At 62.9% G+C, this 21,104-nt stretch carries 13 protein-coding genes; 4 read left to right on the top strand and 9 right to left on the bottom strand.

The features are described 5' to 3' along the window. Window positions 1-578 precede the first annotated feature (578 nt). A complete protein-coding gene (locus P3T18_RS01765) occupies window positions 579-1,448 on the bottom strand; it encodes an SDR family oxidoreductase (protein ID WP_429298188.1) in 870 nt (289 codons plus the stop codon). Window positions 1,449-1,710: 262 nt separating this feature from the next. Between P3T18_RS01765 and P3T18_RS01760 the strand changes: the two genes are divergently transcribed. Further along, window positions 1,711-2,283 (top strand): TetR/AcrR family transcriptional regulator, encoded by a 573-nt coding sequence (locus tag P3T18_RS01760; protein WP_429298187.1) that lies wholly within the window; start codon window positions 1,711-1,713, stop codon window positions 2,281-2,283. 79 nt (window positions 2,284-2,362) lie between these two features. Here P3T18_RS01760 and P3T18_RS01755 read toward each other — a convergent pair whose 3' ends face one another. The 4 genes from P3T18_RS01755 to P3T18_RS01740 form a co-directional block, all read right to left on the bottom strand. After that, on the bottom strand, window positions 2,363-3,148 hold the full coding sequence (locus P3T18_RS01755; protein WP_429298186.1) for an alpha/beta hydrolase: 786 nt from the start codon (window positions 3,146-3,148) through the stop codon (window positions 2,363-2,365). Window positions 3,149-3,289: 141 nt separating this feature from the next. Next, a complete protein-coding gene (locus tag P3T18_RS01750) occupies window positions 3,290-4,699 on the bottom strand; it encodes a heavy metal sensor histidine kinase (RefSeq protein WP_429298185.1) in 1,410 nt (469 codons plus the stop codon). After that, window positions 4,696-5,373, bottom strand: a complete 678-nt coding sequence (locus P3T18_RS01745) for a heavy metal response regulator transcription factor (RefSeq protein WP_429298184.1) — start codon at window positions 5,371-5,373, stop codon at window positions 4,696-4,698. Before P3T18_RS01745 ends, P3T18_RS01750 begins: the two co-directional genes overlap by 4 nt. A gap of 178 nt (window positions 5,374-5,551) precedes the next feature. After that, on the bottom strand, window positions 5,552-6,451 hold the full coding sequence (locus tag P3T18_RS01740; RefSeq protein WP_429298183.1) for a LysR family transcriptional regulator: 900 nt from the start codon (window positions 6,449-6,451) through the stop codon (window positions 5,552-5,554). Window positions 6,452-6,567: 116 nt separating this feature from the next. On the opposite strand from P3T18_RS01740, the gene P3T18_RS01735 reads away from it, so the two are divergent. Together P3T18_RS01735 and P3T18_RS01730 are read left to right on the top strand one after the other, a co-directional pair. Next, complete coding sequence (locus P3T18_RS01735; protein ID WP_429298182.1) at window positions 6,568-7,119, top strand: carboxymuconolactone decarboxylase family protein; 552 nt, start codon at window positions 6,568-6,570, stop codon at window positions 7,117-7,119. Between the two features lie 71 nt (window positions 7,120-7,190). Beyond that, window positions 7,191-7,829 carry a pyridoxamine 5'-phosphate oxidase family protein gene (locus P3T18_RS01730; RefSeq protein WP_429298181.1) on the top strand — a complete coding sequence of 213 codons (639 nt, stop codon included), beginning with the start codon at window positions 7,191-7,193 and terminating at the stop codon, window positions 7,827-7,829. A gap of 33 nt (window positions 7,830-7,862) precedes the next feature. On the opposite strand, the gene P3T18_RS01725 is transcribed toward P3T18_RS01730, so the two are convergent. Then, on the bottom strand, window positions 7,863-8,396 hold the full coding sequence (locus P3T18_RS01725; protein ID WP_429298180.1) for an AAA family ATPase: 534 nt from the start codon (window positions 8,394-8,396) through the stop codon (window positions 7,863-7,865). 469 nt (window positions 8,397-8,865) lie between these two features. Between P3T18_RS01725 and P3T18_RS01720 the strand changes: the two genes are divergently transcribed. Further along, window positions 8,866-9,129, top strand: coding sequence for a hypothetical protein (locus P3T18_RS01720; RefSeq protein WP_429298179.1), 264 nt, complete (start codon window positions 8,866-8,868; stop codon window positions 9,127-9,129). Window positions 9,130-9,179: 50 nt separating this feature from the next. On the opposite strand, the gene P3T18_RS01715 is transcribed toward P3T18_RS01720, so the two are convergent. The 3 genes from P3T18_RS01715 to P3T18_RS01705 form a co-directional block, all read right to left on the bottom strand. Next, window positions 9,180-9,518, bottom strand: coding sequence for a hypothetical protein (locus P3T18_RS01715; protein WP_429298178.1), 339 nt, complete (start codon window positions 9,516-9,518; stop codon window positions 9,180-9,182). Window positions 9,519-9,727: 209 nt separating this feature from the next. Next, entirely contained in the window at window positions 9,728-11,434 is a 1,707-nt protein-coding gene (locus P3T18_RS01710) for a ShlB/FhaC/HecB family hemolysin secretion/activation protein (protein ID WP_429298177.1), read from the bottom strand. Between the two features lie 65 nt (window positions 11,435-11,499). Further along, window positions 11,500-21,072, bottom strand: a complete 9,573-nt coding sequence (locus tag P3T18_RS01705) for a YDG domain-containing protein (RefSeq protein WP_429298176.1) — start codon at window positions 21,070-21,072, stop codon at window positions 11,500-11,502. Between the last annotated feature and the right edge of the window lie 32 nt (window positions 21,073-21,104).

The raw sequence follows: 21,104 nt of genomic DNA, 5'->3' as shown, positions 1-21,104 counted from the left end.
CAAGATCCGGGAGCCGCGTCAACCCACCACACATGCAATGCTTTTAGATCAGAAAAATGACACGGTATTGGCGAGCACTGGATTGGTCGATTTGTAGAACGAAAAAGTAGACTAAAGAGTGTGAGGTAGAGTGGGTCCTGAGTCGCTGCCGCAGGCACGTGTTATCAATGCTAAAGAATGGATAGACGTCCGTTATCCGTGACGTTCATTACCGCTCGATTTCGACCATATATTACACGCGGCCATTAATCATGGGGCAACGCAAAAGCCTGCCGCTAAGGCTGTGAGCTGCTATAACGAAAAGCCGCTACAACGCAAACGGCCGTCGGCTGGCGCATCGTTCGATTAGCGCACGTGCCAGGGTGTGGCATCTGTTGGGTCACTAACAAATAAGCCAGTGCGATGCCGAGAGTGGTAGGAAATCTAAGGGATGTCGGCTCGGTGCGCGAAGAGTGGATGCGCACGATCATGCAGATTCGTGACGGCCGGTCGCACATTGCTAGAGATGACGACCGGCCGCAATCGACCACCGGAACTTCTCGTTGAAGCCCGGTGGGAAACGGGATTGCGATGCTGACTTAGTTGACCTTGAGCGTGTCGAGATGCGCCATGCCGATGTCGGCGACGAGCTTGGCCTGAATCGGTTGAATGGCGGTGTTTGCTGCGATAGCGCCAAAATCGAGACCCACCGTGACGCGGTTCGGGCGTTGACCATTGGGCTGCGCGATCAGATCGACGAGGGCCTTGGCGATGTCATGCGGATCGGGCGCGCCTTCCGAACTGAACAGACCGCCCAGAAACTCCTCGAAACCCGTCTGAAGTTTGACGAGATCGCCGTAGCTCTCCGCGCGACCGATATCCGCGGGCTTCTGGATGGCCGTGTAAAGCCTGGTCGGATACGGACCGGGCTGAACCAGCACGACGTCGATGCCCTGCTGCGACAGTTCATAGCGATAGCCTTCCGTGACGGCTTCGACGGCATGTTTGGATGCGCCATACAACGCGAAGAACGGCAGCGTGACACGGCCGAGAATCGAGCCGATGTTGATGATCAGTCCAGCCTTGGCCTTGTGCATGCTCGGCAGGGCGGCGCGCGTCACACGCTGGATGCCGAAGACGTTGACGTCGAACATCGCGCGGGTCTGCTCGGGCGTGAAGGTTTCCTGAATTCCACCGGCCGCGACGCCGGCGTTGTTGATCACGACGTCAATCGTGCCGCCGGTCCTGGCGAACAGCGCCTTGAACGCAGCGTCGACGCTTGCGTCATCCGTCACGTCGAGTTCGAGCGTTTCGATACCCTGCGAATTGAGTTCCTGCGCGGCTTCGCGATGGCGGCCGTTGACGTCGCGCATGGTGGCGAAAACGCGGTGGCCGGCCGCAGCCAGAGTCCGGGCGATGTCGTTGCCGAAACCGTTGGAGGTGCCGGTGATGAGAACTGTCTTGGACATGATATTTCCCTTCGAAATGAGCACTGCAAGTTAGGCGACGCTGCTGGAAATTCGAGGTGATCCTCGTGCCGCTTATGGGTTGCGATCTGCTGCAGCCCTTGTCGCGTCTATTTCTGTAGCGAACGTTCTAAATATAGGCGGATGGATTCCTGGCGTCAAGCATTTTTATAACGTACACTACAGATATATTTTTGCAGGGAGCGGGATCATGTTGCGAGGGCGTCCAAGAGGGTTCGACCGGGAGAAGGCATTGACTGGCGCAATGCTGCTGTTCTGGCGCAAGGGCTTCCACGCGACGTCGCTGCGAGACCTGAGCGACGTCATGGGCATCGGTATGCCGAGTCTCTACGCGGCCTTCGGGAGCAAAGAGGCGCTTTACGTCGAGGCAGTCGATCTATACATGCAGGTGACGCGCTCGCTGCTGTGGCGGCATCTGGCGGAACGGGCGTCGGCCCGGGAAGCGATTCGTGAATTGCTACTCGCAACGGCAAAGGAACTGACCAACGAGGAGGCGCACCCGGGCGGCTGCATGGTCACGTTTGCGACAGTCGACGAGGATATGCCCGCCGACGTGGTGACGGCGATTCGCAACGCACGGCGCGCCTGGCTCGACATCATTCACGAGCGGCTGGAGGTTGCGGTGGCTAACGGTGAACTGCCCAGGTCAACCGACGTGGATAATTTGAGCCGCTTCTACTTCGCTATCGTGCAAAGCATCGGCATTCAGTCTCACGACGGCACGCCATATTCGGAGTTGAAAGATATTGTCGAAGTGGCGATGGCAGCATGGCCGGCGTCTGAACCGAAGCGTCAAACAACCAGAGCGACAAAGTAAGGATATCTGCGAAGAGGGAAAAGCGGCGACTGTGCCGCTCAGGTCTCTCTTCGCAAACATAGCAGCGCTCAAGCCACGACTATTTGGCCTGTTGCCCCGCAGCCTCGAGGATGAGGTTGGCGACTTCCTGCGGATGCGAAATCAACGACACATGGCTCGACGGAATTTCGATTGTGTGCGCCTTCATGCGGTTCGCCATGAAGCGTTCGAGATCGGGATTGATCGTGCGATCTTCAGTCGAGACGGCATACCAGGTCGGCTTGTCATGCCATGCTGCGACCGTCGTTTTAGCGGTCGTAATAGCCTTTCCCATCGGCTGCTGAACTGCATAGTACTTTTCTGCTTCGGCGACGGGCAAGTCGCCCGCGAAGTCCTTGACGAACGCACTTTCGGATAACTTGCCGTAGCCATCCGCAGACCACTGCAATCCTGCTCCCGCCGGCGCCGCCGGGAATTTGTGCGTCAACGCGGGATAGTCCTCGCCGGCATCGGGCGCCCGTGCGGCGATATAAACCAGTCCGCTGACCTTCGGGTCGTCGCCCGCCTGGCTGATGACCATGCCTCCGTACGAGTGCGCAACGAGCAGCGTCGGTCCGTCCTGTTGAGCAAGCGCACGCTTGACCGCGTCGACATCCGCGTCGAGCGATGTCGTCGGATTCTGGACCGATGTCACATGGAATCCTTTTGCCTGCAGCAAGGGAATGACTTTCTCCCAGCTCGATCCGTCGGCATAAAGACCGTGCACCAGAACGATATTGTGAACGGGAGCGGGCGCGGCCGATGTGTTTGTCTGGGCCAACGCTGCGTGGGCCGCGAAGCTCAGCGAGAGGGCGGCGAGCGTATTGCAGAGAATATTGCGCTTCATTTCGATTTCCTTGATGACGTTGAGTGGTTGCGTGGTTAAGTGGTTGAGGCGAAAGACAGGCGTGACGGGTCCCTGCCTGAAAGGGGCAGTCGCGTCGGAAAAAATGAATGACTGTGTTAGGTACTCGCCGTGAAGCGCGAACTATGAAGGCGCGCTCGACGACTGATGGCGGGGAAAGCGCAGGACAAAACGCGTGACACCGTTACTACTGGTGGCATGACAGCGTCCGCCGTGCAGCGTCATGATGCTGCGCACGATCGACAAACCGAGTCCGTTCGATTCAGACGAAAGATGACGCGATGTATCCACCCGATAGAAACGGTCGAAGATCCGTTCGAGATCGTGCGGCTCGATCGCGACGCCCCGGTTTTCGACAGACAGCGTCGTGTCATCGGAGCCTTGTTCGCCGGCGATTTGAATGGTCGTTCCTGGCGTTGCGAAACGCACGGCATTCGCGAGCAGATTGGCCAGTGCCCGTCGCAACAACAGTGGGTCGGCCGTGACGCCACCATCGCCGTGCCATGCGAGGGTAAGGTCGCGCTCTTCTGCGATGCCTTCGAAGTATTCGTGCATGCGCTCGAATTCGTCGACCAGCAACACCTCTTTGAACTGGATGGCCACGTCTGCGTGTTCGGTGCGTGCGAGGAACAACATGTTGTCGATCATCGTCGACATTCTCTGCAGCTCTTCGAAATTCGAGCCGAGCAGGCGCTGGTAATACGCGTTGTCGCGCGGCTGGCTGAGGCCGACTTCGGTTTGCCCGAGCAGGTTGGTGACCGGCGTGCGCAGATCGTGCGCCATGTCGCTCGTGACCTGCTTGAGTTGCGAGAATCCACGGTCGAGACGATCGAGCATGCCGTTGAAGCCCGCAATCAGTGCGTCGAGTTCGGGCGGCGCCATATGTGATTCGATGCGTGTGGAAAGCGTCGAAATACCGATGGCCTGGGTGCGTTCGGCAAGCAGTCGCAACGGACGCAACCCACGCCGAGCAAGACCGAATGCAACCAGCGCCACCACCAGTGCAGCCACGGACGCCAGAAGGATGATCCGGTTCCGGTACTGTTCGAGCAGTTGCGTACGCTCGCTCAGAAGCCGTCCGGAGACGATTTGCAGGTTATGCAGTCCACCCTTGTCGGATACGGCTGTGGCAACGTAAATGAACGGCGTTCCATCCGCGGCACGCACATGATGAACGGCGTCGAGCGTCAACGGCGCGTCTGCCGGGACGGGCGTGACGTCGGGTACTGTCCGGTTGCCCGGATTGACGGTCATAAGCGGTGTCTCGCCGGGCACGCCTACGACCAGCAGCGACTCCTGATTGCCCAGCATGTTGGCAAAGAGATGCGGCTTGTCGTGAATCAATTCGCGGACGTTGTCGTCGGTCATCAATGTGCGAAGCTGATCGACACGCGTGACGAGCGCGCCGTCGTCGCGCACGATCAACTGTTTTTCCAGTTCCCGGTACAGGATCGAGCCGACCATCGCCATCGCGACGAAAGCGATCAAGGCGAACAGCGACGCCAGCCGCGTGGTGAGCGAGAGGCGCATCATGCTTCGTACTCGAATCGATAACCCACGCCGTAGATGGTATGGATCAGGCGCAGCGGAAATGGGTCGTCGATTTTTTGCCGCAGACGGCGCACGGCAACATCGACGACATTGCTGTCGCTGTCGAAGTTCATGTCCCACACGCGCGACGCGATCAGCGCACGTGGAAGCACTTGACCTTGATGCTGCATGAAGAACTGCAGCAGCGTGAACTCCTTGTTGGTCAGCGTAATGCGCGTGCCGCCGCGCTCGACACGTCGTTTGGCAACGTCGACGCGAAGGTCGCCGGCCTCGATGATGTCGATGTCCTGCTTTTGCGGTTGCCCGCGCCGCAGGATAATGCGCACGCGCGCCAGCAACTCGGCGAATGAAAACGGCTTGACGAGATAATCGTCCGCGCCGAGATCGAGGCCCTTGAGCCGGTCTTCGAGCGTGCCGCGTGCGCTCAGAAACAGCACGGGTGTATCGAGCCGTGCGCCGAGCTTCTGCATGACGGTCCAGCCGTCCATCTGCGGCATCATCACGTCGAGCACGATCAGGTCGTATTGCATCTCCTGCGCGAGATGCAGTCCGTCGATTCCATTGACGGCCACGTCGACCACGTATCCCGCTTCGGTCAATCCGTTGCGGAGGTAGTCGCCAGTTTTGGCTTCGTCGTCGATGACCAGGATTCTCATAGCGGGGCCGAGTAGGAGGAACAGCGTGAACAAAGTATAGGAGCGCCGCTCCGACCAGGCAGTGACTCAACCATTACGAGAAAATGACAGAACCGGCGCCGGGTAGTGCGCGATAACGTGTTCAGCGAGCGTCGTACGCCTCGCCTGACAACGTAGCCGCCATACGCGCGGCGAAGCGTCAGAAGCCGGTCAGACGGGCCTGCAGACGCGGCCGGGCGAAGTCCAGAAATGCTCTCAGCTTGAGCGGTACGGGCAATTGTCCCGTATGGACCAGGCTGATCGGCAGCGGCGGGGGCTCGAATTCTTCCAGCAACAATTGCAATCTTCCTTCGCGTACGGCCGCTGCCGCCTGGTACGACAGCACGCGCGTGATGCCGACTCCGAGCGCGGCGCTGTCGACGGCGGATTCCGCAGTATTCGTGACGAGGCGCGGACGGATTTGCACGGCACGCGCGTTCTTCCCCACATGGAAGTCCCAGGTGCGGGTCGAGGTGAGTCCGTCGAAGGCCACGCACGGATGCTGGGTGAGATCTTCGGGCGTCCTGGGCGTACCCCGGCTCGCGAGATAAGCGGGGCTCGCACAGGTCACGAGACGCAACTGCCCGATGTTCATCGCCATCAGTGCGCTGTCCGGCAGCGAACCGACCCGCACGGCCACGTCGATATGTTCTTCGAGCATGTGCGTGTGCCGGTCCGTCAGGAACAGGCGGGCGTCGATTTGCGGATAGTGCGCAAGGAATTCGGCCAGAACCGGCGCGACGTGCAGCCGTCCGAACACCATGGGCGCCGTCACCACGAGGTATCCCCGTGGCGCCGCATATTCACCGGTTGCTGCGCGTTCGGCCTCGCCGACCTCTTCGAGAATACGACGACAGGACGCAACATAGGCCGCGCCGGCTTCCGTCAGTGAAAGCTGACGTGTGGTTCGATTCAGCAAGCGCGTTTTCAGATGCGTTTCAAGGTCGCCGACCTTACGGCTGACCGTTGCCAGTGGGATATCCAGCCGGCGGGATGCGGCCGACAGGCTGCCGGCATCGACGACCTCGATCAGGATGGACATTGCGTCGAGTCGGTCCATTGCCCTCTCATTTTTTGGAAGGAAGATTCCCGATATTAGCGGATTCTCTTTGAATCGTGGAATACTTAATATGGCTTCCAGTTGCACGCCGCAACACCTTTCAAGGAGAAGTCACCATGTCGTCCCGTATCCATACCCCCGCTACTGTTGCCGACGCACCCGCTGCATCGCACGGGTTGCTCGAAGCCGTCAACAAACAACTTGGCGTCGTGCCGAACCTGTTCCGTATGGTCGGCAACAGCCCGGCGGCGCTCGAAGGCTATCTGAGCCTGATGGGCGCGCTCGGCAAGGGCGAACTGTCGGCACAGACCCGTGAGCGTATCGCGCTGGCCGTGGCTGAAGTCAACGGTTGCGATTACTGCCTGTCGGCCCACACGTACCTTGGCAAGAACGTCGTGAAACTCGACGACGGTGAAATCACCGCGAACCGCAACGGCGGTTCGAACGATCCCAAGGCCGCCGCTGCGGTGCTATTCGCGAAACAGGTAACGGACGCCCGCGGTCGCGTGTCGGACGCTGACCTGAAGGCGGTCAAGGATGCCGGCTATAGCGAGGCTGCCGTGATCGAAATCGTGCTGAACGTGGCGTTCAACATCTGGACGAACTATGTCAACACGGTTGCCGACACGGAAATCGATTTCCCGGTCGTGCACGCTCAAAAAGCGTAATACTGGGTGCTCAGTCAGTGCCGCCGATGTCACGAGCATCGGCGGCTTTTGTTCATGGCAAGGTCCGACGAATGACGGAGGACGAGATGCATGATTCGCCATTCAAATATCCCAGTGACGTAGTGTTCACGCCCTCCGTCAAATCTCTACAGGAACGCTACGGTTCGCGCAAAGCGTACGCACGGCTCGAAGAGGAAGGATCGTGGCATACGCTCATCACACCGGATAGCGCGGAGTTTATTCGCCGGCAGACGAGTGTGTTTTTCTCGACGGCGAACGAAGACGGCCAACCCTACATCCAGCACCGTGGTGGTCCGCCGGGGTTTCTGCATGTCATCAACGAGAAGAGGATTGCATTCGCCGACTTCTCTGGAAACAAGCAGTACATCACCACAGGAAACCTGGCCGATAACCGGAAAGCCTTCCTGTTTTTGATCGACTACGCGCGCCGCCGGCGCATCAAGATCTGGGGCGAAGCGCACGTTAGCGAAGATGCGGCACTGATTGCCACGCTGATGCCCGAGGGTTATCGGGCCCGCGCCGAACGAGCCATTGTGTTCGACGTTTCGCTGTGGGACGCTAATTGCCCGAAACATATTCCGCAACGCTTCGAAGCGGCGGACGTGGAGGCGGCGCTCGAGGAACGCGACGAGCGTATTCGCGAGCTGGAAGCGGAGGTCGAGCGGCTGCGTCGGGGTGTTGCTGGGTAGGTGGGCGTGGCCATCCAAACGTCACGCCCCGCGCTACAACCGTATCTCTCCAGTCTCCCCATAAACAACGATGTCGAATCCTTCCTCCGATCCCGGCGCGACAAAATAGCGGGAGATTTGGTCGTACTGTTCTTCCGACGTCTCGAACGGGTGCGTACCCGATCGGTTCCTCGCCATGAGACGAGCTTTGCAGATATCGTCACTCACGTCCAGATAATGGAGACGATGCCCGCAGCCGACAGCCTGGAATAGCGAATGGCCCCACGCACGCGCGTTGGCCGTATTGAACGGAAAGTCCAGCACCACGGATACGCCCGCTGTCAGGAGTGTCCGGATGTGCTCAGTGAGGACCGCTTTTACGCGTGCCGCGCGGCTTACATAGTCGGTCAGCGTATGGATTTCGTTTGGGTAAAGGCAGGCGAGCCATGTGTCCTCGCTGATCAGAACCGTGCGAGGCGCGTCTGCGAGGCGTGCCGTCAGTGTGGACTTGCCCGAAGCGATCTTCCCGCAGACCATGTGCAAAACTGCCGGCTCATGGAAGGCAACGACGTTAGCTTCATGATTCATTCCAGGCGCTCCGATTAGGCCCAGAAAGCAAAAACCCGCCTTCTGGGCGGGTTGTGATTGCGTATTGTCAACTCAATAGGCTATCCCGCCGAGACTCGCGCGGCGCAAATAATCGAGTTGATGGTCAATGGGTTCATGCCTCAGAGCTTAAATGAACCTGCTACGTAGGGCAAGGTCGATTGGCGCGGCGTACGCGGTCTCGCTGATGGCAACCGCGAGCGCTCAATGATGCGTAGTCAGAATTCGGAGCAACGGCGCTCCGATCAGAAGCAAGGCGAAGCATCCTATGACGCCCCACAAAAAAAGAAGCGGTGTCTCCGCTGGCCCAGATTCTACTTCGTGGACGGAGCGGACCGCGTTCCGTGCTCGAAAAAAATCAATACCAGACAGCGTCGCTCCCTTCACTCTGTGGTAAAACACCGCGCGATATCGCCGTCATGCGGCGTGGAATTCCAGTCAGGAGCAGAGGTTGAGCAGAAATTCAGAGAACAGGTCACAGGTCATCGCGGTACGCGTCGAGCCCGCGATCGAGCAGCGGTTGAAACTGTTGGTGGAAACCACGGGGCGGAGCCAGTCGTTCTTCCTCAAGCAGTTGATCGAAGGCGGTATCGACGCAATGGAAGAGGCGTGGCTGCCGCAGGATCTGGTCGCGCGGGTGCGCAATGGCGATCTGCCCGCGCAGCGCTTTTCCAGCACTCTTGATCTGTTCAACGATTCGACGCAGGACGAATGATGCCGTGCGGGGCGGCGAGGGACGTGCCGACGACGCCACGCCTCAATGCCTTACCGGTGTTTAAGCGGCAAGTAGTGCTCGCTGTCGTACGCCGTGGTGACGGTGTAGCCGTCGCGCTTGCGCATTTTCAGAAAAAACAGCGTAGGCGAGACGCCGGCCACGCCACCGCACGCTTGCGTATGATTCTCGCGTACTCGAACCAGAAAAAATTCACCCTTGTCGGCGGTATCGAACAGCAGGCACTCGGTCGCGTCTGTTGAAAGACCATAGGTGCGCGTGATGTCGGCGGCGCGGGTGGCGGCAATATCGTCGTTCGTCACCCGTTGCTGGGCGGCGCACGCCTGCGTGCAGACAATCAGCGCAGTCGTGATGATCGCGCGGCACATCATGGCTCGCTCCCGTTGGCGTCCTGGTGCCGCATTGCGGCATGATGGTGCATGGATGGCTGTGCCATGAACAGGTTTGGTTCTTCGTCAAAACGGAAATCCAGCATGCCACACCCGCGTGTAGCGGACAATCAGCCACTCCATACGCGAAGCATAAAGTTGGTTTGACTCGTTCACCGTCCAACGCCCGTAACCACGTACCAACCCGCTCTCTAAAACGACTTCCGCGCCTGCAACCAGCAATGCACCGACGTATTCGCATTTGTCCCGAGAATGTCGGGCGTGCGCCCGAACGGGAACGCGACGCTGGCGGTCACGAGCAACTTGTAGGGGCCGTTCCACTGCACGCCAAACCCCGCGCTGCTCAATTGCCCCGTGTTCGGCCCCGGCACGAACGTATTCTTGTATTCCTGCACCCAGCCGGTGTCCACGAATGCCGAAAGCTGCCACGTACCGGGAACCTGCTGGAATGTCATGTCATGCCGGTATTCGAACGTCGCGAGATAGCCGCGCGAACCCGACAGCACGCCGACGTCGTAGCCGCGCACGCTGTCCGGGCCGCCGAGATAGAACTGTTCCGAGGTGTCGAGGTTCTTGCTCGCCATCTGCCCGGAAAAGCCGAAGTACAGTGCGTCGTGGCGCGCGAGTTGTTGCAGCCGGGAGAAGGAGAGCGCGAGCTTGACGTAGTGGCCCGCCGTATCCGCGCCGAGTTGATCGACGATATCCGTTTGCAGATTGTTCGCGGCGAGCACGCCGTAAGTCAGCGCCAGGTGTCCGTTCAGCACGCCCATCGTATCGAGTTCGTCGCCGGCGAGCGTGGTGGTCACGCTATTCGAGTGACGGTCGTTCTGCAGACCGATGATGTCGATGTTGTCGTTGAGGCGTCTGAAGTCGTATTCCACCTGTCCGTAGAGATTGCCGCGCGTATTGCGGATCAGCGGCTGGGCGAGCACCACGCCGCCGACGAAAGCCGAACCGTGCGCGTCGAGATCGGACAGATCGTTGCCGAGGTGATAGTCGAGCGCCGAGACGGTCGCGCCGAGCGTGGTGCCCTGTCCGTTGAGCAAATAGCGGTAGTCCATGCGTCCATAGGTCATGCCGTGGCCCGAGGTCAGCGCGCTGAAGTCGAGCAGGTCGCCCTGACCGAACGGATTGTTGAAGTTCAGGTTGCCGCTGCCGCGCACGCGTCCGCTGTACGGATCGCCGAAGTTGTCGACGCCGGCGTCGCCGGTCACGCGCGGCGTGGGCGTGACGCCCACCAGCAGATCGGACGTGCCGACCTGGTCGCCGGGACGCAAGGTCGAGTTCACCTGGGCGGCGGGAATGTCCTGTAGCAGCAACAGGGTGCGTTCGAGCGTGAATTCGCTGACGGGTTGCCCCGGCTGCAGCGCCGCGAGCGTCCTGTCCAGAACCGGGTTCGACACCGTGCTCTCGTTGTTCAGCACGATCGCGCCGTAGCGCGCCTCGGCCACGTCGATACGCACGATGCCGTTGTCGATGGTCTGCGCCGGCACGTACGCCGTGGCGAGCGGAAAGCCGTGCTCGTGATACACGTCGCTGATGCGCCCGGCGAGCGCGTTCAGATCGCTCAAGGTGAGGTCGCGGCCTTCGCTCGACGCCACCACCTGATGCAGCAGTTCGGTGGGCAATTCCGTATTGCCGGTGATCTCGATGGTGCGCACCGTAAAGGTCCGGGTGTTGTCCGCGGGCTCCGCGTTCTGCGGCTGGATGGTGAGGTCGAGGTTAGACGGCGGCGGCTGGAGCGGACGCTGCGGGACCTGCTGAAGCAACTGGCCGCTGCCGCCGTTGGCGGGCGCGGGGGCCCGCACCTGACTTTGCGCGGCCGCTGCCGTGAAAGCGAGGGTGAGGGCGAGACAGATTCGGGTTTGGCGCAAACGGTTCGAGCGAATCTCGGTCATGGTTGCGGTTCGAAGATGTCGTGGGCCGCGCTGGTCGCGCGCGGCGTGGTTTGAATGCGTCCGCTTCAGCGCGCGGGCAGATGAACCCCGCCGTCGAGCACGGTGAGCGCAAGACCCGGATGAAAGTCGGGCCGCGACACGTTGCGCTGGTCGGGTCGGTCGGACTGCATCTGGTTGCCGGCGTAATGGCCCTGTGCGGAGTCCGAGGCGGTGCCGTACGGCGTCTGCACACCGTCCGGCGCGAGCGGCGCCTGAACGTTGGCGAGCGTGCCGGACGGCACCGGTGCTATTGGCGCGACGATGTCGGCAGTGAGGCCCGACGGCTGCACCAGCACGTAATTGCCCGCGTCGGTGCCGTCGATCGTCATGGCGGTTTTCACAGGCTTGTTGATACCGACGTTCGGATCGTTGAAATAGCCCACGGAGCCGTTGCCGAGCGTGACGTTGTCGCTGCCCAGCACGCCGGCGAGCCGGTTGCCGGACAGCGCATCGAGCACCGTGCCGTCGAAGGTCCGGTTGGTGGTCTGCGTGCCGAGCACGGTCAGTTGCGCGGGCGTGACGGTGACCCAGTCCACGCCGCCGGCGAGCGTGTAATTGCCCGCGAGCGCGGCGCCGTTGCCGGTCAGCGTATAGCCGCCGAGACCGCCGGGCGCGAACGCGATCTGGTTGCCGACGTTCTTCGTCGCGAGCGTGCCGCTGCCGGAGAGCGTGAGCGTTTCGCCGTTCACGCCGGCCAGCACGCCCTTCGTGCCGAACAGGCTCGCCGCGGCGCCGGTGGTGGCGTCGTAGGTGCGGTTGCCGGTCAGATCGAGGACGAACGGCGTGATGGCGGCGGACGTGGTGGCGACCGTGTTGAACGAATAGTTGCCTGCGTCGGCGCCGTTACCCGCAATGCCTGTCACCAGAATCGGAACGCTGCTGCCAACGTTGGGCTGAACGAAATTCGCCGACTGCGCGCTGAACGCGACATGGTCGCCGCTCAGCACGCCGTTGGCACCCAGCGCCACGGAGGCCGTGCGCGTGCCGTCGTAGACCTTGTTCGCGCCCGTCGCCGTCACGGTGACGGCGAGCGGCGTAATCGTGACCCAGTCGACGCCGCCCGCAAGCGTGTAATTGCTCGCGAGCGTCGCGCCGTTGCCGCTCAGCGAGTAGCCGGCCAGGCCGCCTGCCGCGAACGGTTGTTGCGGACCGGCGTTGCGGGTCGCGAGCGTGCCCGTGCCCGAAAGTGTGAGCGTCTGTCCCGCCACGCCCGTGAGCTGGCCGCCGTTGCCGAACAGGCTGGCACTGGCTTGATTCGTGCCGTCGTACACGCGGCTGCCGGTCAGATTCAGCACCGCCGGAAGAATGTCGGCGGACGTCAGCGCCGTGCTGTTGTAGGTGTAATTGGCGAGCGCGCTGCCCGTGCCGGTGATGCCCGCCACGTTGACGCTGATGCCGTTGCCCACGTTCGGTGTGGCGAAGTTCGCGCTGCCGGCGGTGAAACTGGCCGTGTCGCCCGCGACCAGGCCGCTCACCGTCAGGCCGTTGAGGAGCGCCGTGGTGGTGGCGTCGTAGGTCTTGTTCTGCGCGCTGGCCGAGACCGTCAACGCGCGTGGCGTGATGTCCGCGCTCGTCACCACGACCGTGCTGCCGAACGTGTAGTTGCTGATGTCCGTGCCGTTGCCGTACAGACCCACGGTCACCGGAATGGCCGTGCCTACATTCGGCGTCGAGAAATTCGCCGACGTGTAGCCCACCGACGCGTTGTCGCTCGCCACGAGGCCGTTCACGGTAAAGCTGTTGAGTTGCGCCGCCGTGGTGCCGTCATAGATCTTGTCCTGCCCGACGGCGGTGATCGTCAGCGGTCTCGGCATGATGCTGACGTAGTCGCCGACGCCGTTGCCGAGCGTGTAATTGCTCGACAGCGCGCCGTTGTTGCCGCTGAGCGTGAAGCCCGAGATGCCGTTGGCGGCAAACGCCTGCTGCGGGTTCACGTTCTTGCCGGCGAGCGTGCCGTTGCCCGAGAGCGTCAGCGTTTCGCCGTTCGTGCCGCTCAGCACGCCGTTGTTGCCGAACAGGGTGGCGTTGGCGCCGGTGGTGCCGTCGTACACGCGCGTTCCTTGCAGCGTCAGCACGTAAGGCAGGATGTTGGCCGAGGTCGTCGCCGAGGTGTTGAACGTGTAGTTGGCCGCGTCCGCGCCGCTCGCCGAGATGCCGCTCACCGTGACCGGAATGCCGTTGCCCGCGTTCGGCGTGGCGAAATTCGCGTTGCTGAAGCCGAAGCTCACCGCGTCGCCTGTCAGCACGCCTGTGGTATTGATGGCGGCCGTGGCGGCGGTCGTGCCGTTGTAGTAGCGGTTTTCTGCGCTTGCGTTGACGTTGATCGCGAGCGGATTGATCGTCACCCAGTCGGTGCCGCCGACGAAGGTGTAATTGGCGGGCAGCGCGCCACTGTTGCCGGTGAGCGTGAAGCCGTTGAGGCCGCCGGTCGCGAACGGCACCTGCGATCCCGCGTTCTTCGTGGCAAGCGTTCCATTGCCGGAGAGGGTCAGCGTCTCGCCGTTCGTGCCGGTCAGCACGCCGTTGTTGCCGAACAGGGTCGCGTTGGCGCCGGCGGTGCCGTCGTAGGTGCGCGTTGCCGTGAGATTCAGCACGAACGGCAGGATGTTCGCGGCGGTTGTCGCCGTGCTGTTGAAGCTGTAGTTGCCCGCGTCCGCGCCGCTTGCAGCAATCCCGCTCACGGTCACCTGAATGCCGTTGCCCGCATTCGGCGTGGCGAAATTCGCGTTGCCAGGTGCAAAGCTGAAGTTGACGGTGTCGCCCGTCAGCACGCCGTTGCCCGTGACACCCGCCGTGGCGGCGGTGGTGCCGTCGTAGGTCTTGTTCTGCGCCGTTGCGCTCACCGTGACGCCGAGCGGCGTGATGTTGCCCGTGAGGCCGGTGGGTTGCGTCAGCACGTAGTCCCCGGCGTCGTTGCCGCTGAGGGTCATCGTCGACGGCGTGACGGCCTTGCCCGTGCCAACGTTCTTGTCGGCGAAGGTGCCGGTGGTGTTGTTGCCGAGCACGACGTTGTCGCCCGCGAAAACGCCTGTGAGCGTGGTGCCGCTCAAGGTCGCGGCGGCGGTGCCGTCGTACACCTTCGTGTTCACGGCGGCGCCCGTGACGAACAGCGTGGCGGGCGTAATGTCGACCCAGTTATTGCCGCCGACGAAGGTGTAGTTCATGGCGATCGCGCCGTTGTTGCCCACCAGCGTGTAGCCGAGCACGCGGTTGCCGGCAAATGGCTGCACCACGTTGACGTCCTTGCTGGCGAGCGTGCCGGTGCCCGACAGCGTCAGCGTTTCGCCGTTCGTGCCGTTGAGCACGCCGTTATTGCCGAACAGCGTAGCGTTCGCGTTGGTGGTCGAGTCGTAGACGCGCGTGCCTTGCAGACTCAGCACGAAGGGTGTGATGTCCGCGCTGGTGCTGGCCGTGGTGTTCTGCAACACGTAATTGGCCGCATCGGTTCCGCCGACGCTGATCCCCGACACGGCGATGCTGATGTTGGTGCCGGCGTTCCTGGTGGCGAAATTGGCGGCGGTGTCGCTGAAGGTCACGTTATCGCCTGCCACGACATTGGGGCTCGCCAGCGCAACGGTGGCGGTGGTCGTGCCGTCGTAGACCTTGTTGCTGCCGGTGGCGTCCACCACGATGATCGGCAGGGCCGTGATGCTGGCCGTCAGACCGGCGGGCTGCGTCAGCATGTAATTGCCTGCGTCGGTGCCGGACACGGTCATGCTGGTCGTGACCGGCTTGCCGTTGCCAACGTTCTTGTCGCTGAACTGTCCGACCGTATCCGAACCGAGCGTGACGTTGTCGGCGCCGAGCACGCCGCGCAAGGTCGCGCCGGTCAGTTGCGCATTGGTGTTGCCGTCGTACTGCTTGTCGTGTGCCGTCGTGCCCGTGACGGTCAGCGGGGCGGGCGTCACCGTCACCCAGTCGTTGCCGCCGGTGAGCGTGTAGTTGCTGGCGGCGCCGGTGCCGTCGGCGAGCGCGAGCGAACCGACGCTCGCCAGCGCGACCTGATTACCGACGTTCTTGCTGGGCAGCGTGCCGGTGCCGCTCAGCGACAGCGACTCGCCATTCACGCCGTTGATCGAACCGTTGGTGGCGAACAGGCTGGCGTCGGCATTCGGCGTGGTGTCGTAGACGCGCGTGCCCTGCAGACTCAGCACGCGCGGCGTGATATTTGCCTGGGTGTTGGCCGCCGAATTGATAAGCGTGTAGTTGCCCGCGTCGGCCCCGCTCAGGCCGATGCCCGCCACCGTGACGGGCAGGTTGTTGCCCACGTTGGCCTGCGAGAAGTTGGCCGTGTAGCCGGAAAACTTCACGTTGTCGCCGGCCACGATCCCGCCGCTCGCGAGATTGACCTGCGCGGCGGTCGTGCCGTCGTATTGCTTGTCGATGCCCGAGGCCGTCACGCGGATGAACGCCGCGGTGATATCCGCGGTAATGCCGGTGGGCTGCGCGAGCACGTAGTTGCCGGAGTCCGTGCCGGAAATGGTCATGCTGGTCGTGACCGGCTTGTTGATGCCCACGTTCTTGTTGTTGAAGTTGCCGCTCGTCGCGTTGCCGAGCGCGACGTTGTCGCTGCCCAGCACGCCGCTCAGCAATGCGTTCTGCAAGGTGGCGGCGGTGGTGCCGTCGTAGGTCTTGTCGAGCGCAATCGTATTGAGGACGGTCAGCGTGGCGGGCGTGATCGTGACCCAGTCGATGCCGCCCACCAGCGTGTAGTTGCTCGCGAGTCCGGAGCCGTTGCCGAGCGCCAGTGTGCCGAAGTTCGAGAACGGCACTTGCCGCCCGACGTTTTTCGAAGAGAGCGTGCCGCTTCCAGTCAGGCTCAGCGTTTCTCCGTTCACGCCGGCAACCTGTCCGGCGCTGGAGAACAGGCTTGCGTTGGCGTTGGTAGTGGCGTCGTAGACGCGCGTGCCGGTCAGGTCGATCACCTTCGGCGTGATCTGTCCGAGCGGGCCGGTCGCCTGGGTGGGCAGGTTGTAGTTGGACAGATTCGTGCCGAGCGCCGCCGCATAGTCCGACGGTTCGAGCGTCGCGCTCAAGCCGACGTTGGTGCCGACATTCGGCGAGAGATAGCCGCTCGCGGCGGTCTGCGTGACCGTCGCGCTCTGGTTGCCGACAAAGCCCGTAATTGTGAAGTCCGAGGCGCCGAGTACGACCGATTTCGTTCCGTCATAGGTCTTGACGGGATTGCTGGTGATCGACACCGTGAGCGGCGCGGGTGTGATGTCGGCGAACAGATTCGATGGCTGCGTCACCGAATAATTGCCTGCCTGCGCGCCGGCGAGCGTGAAGCCGCTCGCGCTCACCTGCAGATTCGTCCCCGCGTTGGGCGTCGAGAATTGCCCCGCCGCGCTGCCCGACGCGAGCGTGACATTATCGCTGCCGAGCACGCCGGACACCGTTGCATTGCTGCTGTTGATGGTGGCCGCAGTGGTGCCGTCGTAGGGTTTGTTGTTCGCCACCGCGCCGCTCACGATCAACGGTGCGGGTGTGATGTTGGCGGTCAGACCCGCGATCGGCTGCAAGACGTAGTTGCCCGCCGCGCTGCCGGAAATACTGAAGCCGTTTGCCGCCACGGCAATGTTATTGCCTGCATTCGACTGCGCAAACGTGCCGGTCGTGGACGTGTTGAGCGTGACGCGACCGGTGTCGGACGCAATGACACCCGCGAGCGACGCGCTGCTCACGTCGAGCGTGTCGGCGGTGGTGGTGTCGTAGACCTTGTTGTTGGCGTGCGTGTTGAGGACGAACAGCGGCGCGGGCGAGATCGTGCCCGGACCGGCCGCCGACGTCGGCAGCAGGTAGTTCGTCAGCAGCGTGCCGCTATTGGCCGCGTAGTTGCCCGGCACGAGCGACCCGCTGATGGTCCAGTTGCCCGCGTTGGCCTGCGCGTAATTGAATTGCGCGCTCGGCGTGATGCTGGCGCCTTCGCCGCTCACGAATCCGGTGATCTGCAGGTTGCTGCCGGCCACGCGCGCGATGCTGTCGCCGTTATAGACCTTCGACGGATTGCCGATGATGGTCACGACGAGTTGCGCCGGCAGGATCGTGCCGGTGCCGTAGGACGCGATCGGGAACGAGTAGTTGTTCAGATTCGTGCCGGGACCTGGCGTCAGATCGGGTTGTGTCAGCGAGGCGGTGACGGCCTGCGAGCCGGCATTCTTCGACGCGTACTGACCGGTGATCGGATGCGACACGGTCGCGCTATCCGTGCCGACGAAGCCGCTGAACGTGAAATCGCCCGGGGCGATGGTGGCGATCGTGTTGCCGTCGTATGTCTTCGACGGATTGTTCGTGATCGACGCGGTCACGTCGCCGTTGATCGGCCGCTTGACGATCGTGCCCATGCCCGTCGCCGTGGCCGGCAGCGCGTAGTTGCTGAGCAGCGTGTTCGCGCCCGCCTGGAAATTGCCGATGCCGAGCGTCGCACTCACGCCCTGATAGCCGACATTCGGTGTCGCGTAAGCGCCGGTCGGCGGGTACGGATTCAGCGAGATCGATTCGCCGGGAATCGCGCCGAGCACCTGATAATTGTCGGCGCCGAGCGAAGCCGTGGCCGTGCCGTCGTAGACCTTGGTCGGGTTGTTGACGATGTTGACTTCCACCGGCGCGGGCGTGATCACGCCGGTCGGTGTCGTCAGGACGCTCGGGAAGGTGTAGTTCGACATCGACGTGCCGGCGGCGGGCACGAAATCCGACGGCCTCAGCGCCGCGGTGACGGTAATGCCGTTGCCCGCGTTCGGCGTGGCATACGAGGCCGAATTCTGGCCGATCTCCGCGCTCTGGCCGCCCACGAAACCCGTGATGGTGTAGTTCGACTGGCTCAGGGTCGCGTTGGCGCTGCCGTCGTACACCTTGGTGGGCGAGCCGACGAACGTGATGGTGAGCGGCGCGGGCGTGATGTTTGCGGCGAGGCCGCCAATCGCGCTCACGGAGTAGTTGCCCGCCGCCGACCCGCCGAGCGTGAGGCCGCTCACCGAAACCGGTAGTGCATTGCCCACGTTGGACTGGCTGAAGGCGCCGGTGGCCGCGCCGGTCGCGAGCGTGACGTTGCCGGCGTCCGCGGGCACGAGGCCCGAAACGGTCGCGCTGCCGAGATTGAGCGTCGCCGTCGTGGTGGCGTCGTAGACCTTGTCGTTTGCGGTGATGCCGGTGATCGTCACCGATTTCGGCGTTATGTTGGCCGTGAGGTAAGCGGGTAACGAGATGGCGTAGTTGCCGGCTTTGGCGCCCGTCAAGGTGAAGCCCGACGGCACTACCGAGATGTTGTTGCCGACGTTGGGCGAAATGAAGTTGCCCGACGCGCCGCCGCTTTGCAGCGTCACCTGTCCGCTGTCGGCGCTGACCAAACCGAAGAGCGAGGCGTTGCTCGCATCGAGCGTGGCGGCGCGAGTGCCGTCGTAGACTTTGTTGCCGGCGATGAGTCCGCTGATGAGCAGCGGCGCGGGTGTGATGGCGCCGGTGCCGGTCGCCGTGGTGGGCAAGATGTAGTTGGCGAGATTCGTGCCGCTGTTCGCGACGAAATTGCTCGACGTGAAGGCCGCGTTGATCGGAATGCCGGTGCCCGCATTGGCGTTCGCGTAGCTGACGGAGCTGGCCTGATTCACGCTCGCTCCCTGACCCGCCACGAAGCCCGTGAAGCTGTAGTCGCTCGCGGTGAGCGGTGCCGACACCGTGCCGTCGTAGACCTTGGTGGGATTGTTGACGATGCTCGCCGTGAGCGGCGCCGGCGTGATCGTGCCGATGTTGGCCGACGCCTGACCGCGCGCCTGATAGCCGTAAGCCGTGATGCCGGCCGAGTTGGTGACGACCACGCCCGCGAAGGTGGTCGGCGAATTCACGAGAATGTCGGTGCCGGCGTTCGAGGTCGAGTAGCTGCCCGTGGCACTCGCAATGACGTCGCCGTTCACGAGCCCGGTGGTTTGCAGGTTCGCATTGCTCAGGCTGGCGGTGGTGGTGCCGTCGTAGACCTTGGTCACGCTGCCGGTCAGTCCCGTCAGCGTGATGACGGGCGCGAGGCTGTACAGGAAGCCGTTGCCGCCCGCAGCGGGAGTGGTGCCATACGCCGCGTTGTACTGGATGAACGAGGGCGTCAGGCCGCCCGTGCTGTCGAGGCGTGGATCGGCCGAATAGATCAGCCACGGAGCGGCGGTTCCCGTGCTCACCGCCGAGCTGCCCGCGTTGTTGACGAAACTGGCCTGGGTGGCGAGTACCACGCCCGTGCCGCCCGTCACCGATGCACCTGCGGCAATGGTGAGGTTGCCGGTGCCGGCCTGCATGGTCACGCCGCCCGCGCCGTTCACCGGTGCGTTCACGTTGATGGCGTTGAGCGCCTGCAAGGTCAGGCTCGCGGCCGCGTTGGTCCAGCCGATTGCCGAATTGACGGTGATGTCGCCCGCGCCCGGCGTTTGCGTGCCGGCGCCCGTCGCGCCCGATGCCGTGGTTTGCTCGACGACGTTCGTGCCGCCGTTGAGCGTGCTCGAAATCTGGTTCGCGGCGGTGGCGTCGATGGTGAGGTCGGTCGGATCGACGAGCCATGTACCCGCGCGGCCCGCGCGCGCCGCCGCCGTGATGTGCGTGTCCGGCGCGATGTTGAATTGCGCCGCCGAGGTCTCGATCGACCCGCCGTTGCCGCCGTTCGGCGCGCTCGCGTCGAGCGTGCCGCCGACGTTGACCTGTCCCGCCGTCATGCCGCCCAGCAGCACGATCTTGCCTTCGTGATCTTCCACGGTTTGGGCGCGGATTTTGCCGGTGTTGTTGACCGCGCTGGCGAGCAGCGAGTCTTTCGCACCGGCGGTCATGATGACCTGGCCGCCGTCGGCCACCAGTAGTTGACGGTTCTCCGCGAGGTTGTCGAGCGTGCTCGCGTCCACCTGAATGTGGACGAGTTGCGAGCCGTCGAAGGTGAGCGTGGCGGCGCGCCCGGCGGCCAGCGCGATCGTACCGAGACGGGCGCTGATGAGCCCCTGATTGGAGACATGGTTGCCGAGCAGTGCAACATAGCCGCCCTCGGCCGCGACAATTGACCCCTGATTGACGACGGAGCCTTTGCCGTCGCCGGAAAATACGCGGTTGTTGTTGCCGAGCGTGCTGGTGTCGAGATCGAGCGTGGACGCAACGATGCCACCGACATTCACGCGCGCCGACGGCCCGAACAGCACGCCGTTGGGATTGATGAGCCAGACCTGCCCGTTGGCGTTCAGGTGTCCGAATATCTGGCTGGGCGTGCTGCCGAGAATCCGGTTGACTGCAATCGAGCTGCGCCCCGGCTGCACGAAGTTCACCGTTTGTGCAGCGCCCACATCGAAGCTCTGCCAGTTCACCTGTAAGGTCCGGCTGCCCTGCTGGATAGTCGTGTTGTTGGCGGCCTGGCTGATCGATCCCGTTCCCGCCACGATCTGCCCGCCCGTCGGGCCGCCCGCCGCAAACGCCACGCCGATCCAGAAGAACGACACGCACGATACGACCGTGTCCGCCACGCGACGGCGTGTGCCTTTGACGAGTCGCGCGCCGCCTTTGCCGGGGCGTCGGCTCGCGAGTTCCGAAGCCACGACCCATTGCCGCAATGAACGATTCCAGCACAAACGGTAGACGTGATTCATGGCATCACCCTTGTCGCGGGAAATGAGAACGA

The organism is Paraburkholderia sp. GAS199 (assembly GCF_050436585.1).
Taxonomy (GTDB): domain Bacteria; phylum Pseudomonadota; class Gammaproteobacteria; order Burkholderiales; family Burkholderiaceae; genus Paraburkholderia.
Note: the sequence above shows the minus strand (reverse complement) of the source record. Positions and strands in the feature narration are given on the sequence as shown.